This is a genomic window from Protofrankia sp. Cas8 (assembly GCF_963555845.1).
Taxonomy (GTDB): domain Bacteria; phylum Actinomycetota; class Actinomycetes; order Frankiales; family Frankiaceae; genus Protofrankia.
Genome location: NZ_CAUVXI010000118.1, coordinates 1 through 2,107, shown reverse-complemented (window position 1 = coordinate 2,107; position 2,107 = coordinate 1). Strand labels below are relative to the sequence as shown.

Annotated in this window: 3 protein-coding genes and 1 pseudogene; all 4 read left to right on the top strand. The window is 72.1% G+C overall.

What is annotated here, in order from left to right:
* Positions 1–155: 155 nt before the first annotated feature.
* Positions 156–659 (top strand): hypothetical protein, encoded by a 504-nt coding sequence (locus tag U9977_RS16730; RefSeq protein WP_322750203.1) that lies wholly within the window; start codon positions 156–158, stop codon positions 657–659.
* On the top strand, positions 650–1,231 hold the full coding sequence (locus U9977_RS16725; protein WP_322750202.1) for a hypothetical protein: 582 nt from the start codon (positions 650–652) through the stop codon (positions 1,229–1,231). Before U9977_RS16730 ends, U9977_RS16725 begins: the two co-directional genes overlap by 10 nt.
* Entirely contained in the window at positions 1,228–1,833 is a 606-nt protein-coding gene (locus U9977_RS16720; RefSeq protein WP_322750201.1) for a hypothetical protein, read from the top strand. The genes U9977_RS16725 and U9977_RS16720 overlap by 4 nt, the downstream gene beginning before the upstream one ends.
* Before the next feature lie 17 nt (positions 1,834–1,850).
* Positions 1,851–2,107, top strand: a pseudogene (locus U9977_RS16715) (VWA domain-containing protein); the annotation flags it as partial.

Sequence of the window (2,107 nt, the reverse complement as noted above, 5' to 3'; positions counted from 1 at the left end):
CGATGAAGACGCGGCCCACCGCCACCCGGTCCATCGCACGGACGGTAGCACCCGGTCTCCGGCCCCGACCTCGGTGCCAGCACTGGGAAAACCGGTCCCGGAAGCCGGTGTCGGCACCGATGTGCCCGGTCGCGGTCCGCCCGAGACTCCTTCCCATGAAGGCTGCGCTGAAGGTGCTCGCACGCGTGCTTGCCACGATCGTCGTACTCGCGGTCGTCGGCGGCCAGATCACCGCCTGCTCCAGCTCGCCCGGTCTCGGCGGCGGCACGGGCGGGTCGGGCACGAGTGGGCGCCCGGATGTCACGACGAGCGCGACATCGAAGGTGACGGGAACCCCGAACGTCACGACGAGCGCGACGGCGGACTCGACGGGAACCCCGAATGTCACGCAGCGGGGCACGAACAGCACTAACCGCGTCGACTGCGCGAGTATCGACAGCAAGCTGAAGATCTCCGCCTACCACGGGGCGATCCGCTGGAAGGCCACGTCCGCGTCGGGTGTCTCGGTCACCCCGTCGTCCGGGTTCCTCCACGAGGACGAGAGCGAGGTCGTCCGTATCGGCGGGAGCTACTCCGGCGGCGGGGGTTTCACGGTGGTCGTCTCCGCCCCGAACCGGACCGGTTCGGGCAGCGTCAACTCGCCGTTCACATGCGTGTGACAGAGCGTCGCGCGTCGCCGTGGCGGCACCCGGCGCTGGCACCCGGGTACGCGGCGGTGATCGCGTTCGGTGCCGTCGCGCTGTCAAGCCTCATCCTGCCGCGGGAGGGGGTCACCGTCACTGTGTTGGCGGCGGATGCCCGGCTCCTGGCCGACCTGACCGTCCAGGTCCGCGACCAGGACGTGTGCGTGGTCTCGTCGGCGGCCCCGGTGCGGCTGGTCGGGCCGAAGCCGGCGTCGGCGTGCAGCCGGGAGAGCCGGGAGCAGATATCCGACGGCAGGGAGACCAAACTGACCGTCGAGCCGGTCCAGGTGGTCGCGGAGACGACGGACAAGGGCGTCCAGGTCCCGAGCATCAGCACGGTCACGATCCGCGACGCAGAGCGCGTGTTACAGAGCTACGTACTCGACAAGACCGGGCGGTTCACGCCGTCCAAGCTGCCGCTGAACGCGACGGTCTGCCTGGACCTGCCGACCGGCTGGCGGTTCGCCGACTCGAAAACGACCGGCCAGCAGTGCCAGCCGGTCACCAACCCGGCCGCCGACGTGCGGTTCCGCCTGGAGAAGTCGTGACGGGACGGCCCGCGGCGGGACGGCTCCAGCTCCCGCTGCTCGCGACGTCGGCGCTCGTCGCGGCCGGATTCGGCTGGGCCCTGCGGTTCCAGGACCGCCCGTTCGGGACGACGCTCGCCGTGGTTCTCGGGTCCGCCGCCGCAGGCACGCTGCTCGCGGCTCTGCTGGGGCAACCGGTCACGGACCGCGCCCAATCGCCGGAACTGAGGCGCCCGTCGTCCGGGCCGGGCGCCGGCGGCGCGCAGCCGCAGACCTCGCAGCCGCAGACCTCGCAGCCGGAGGCCACGAAGCTTGTGCTGCCGGTCGGGCAGCCGGCAGGCAGCGCCCCGCCCGCGGGGCAGTGGTGGAACAGGGACGCCCCGCCGGCCGCGGCACCCGCGGCGACCGCGCCGGCCCGCCCGGCTCCGCGCGATCTCGGGGAGCTGCGCGACTCCGCCCGCGTCGTGCAGTGCCCGCGATGCGGCGCGTTCCGCCTCGACGTCCGGCACGCCGGTGCGGGATACGCGTTCCACTGCCGCGTCGATGGCCACGAGTGGACCTGGCAGCCCGGAGCCGCGTGGCCGGTCGTCGTCGTCGCGAGTCGCCGCCGAAATACCCGCTGACCAGGACGGATGGACGAATGTACGAGCAGACCTTCTCCCGTACCAACCCCGGCTGCATCATGTTCCTGCTCGACCGGTCCGACTCGATGAAGCAGCCGTGGCAGTCCAGCGGGGGTACCCTCGCCGATGGCGCCGCCCGCGCCGTGAACAAGATCCTGCTCGATCTGTGCGTGAAGTCGGCGAAGGAGGTCGGCGGCCGGGCCAGGCACTACTTCGACGTCAGCGTCTTCGGCTACGGCGCCTGCCCGGTGGCGGGCGGCGAGGGCGTCGAGCC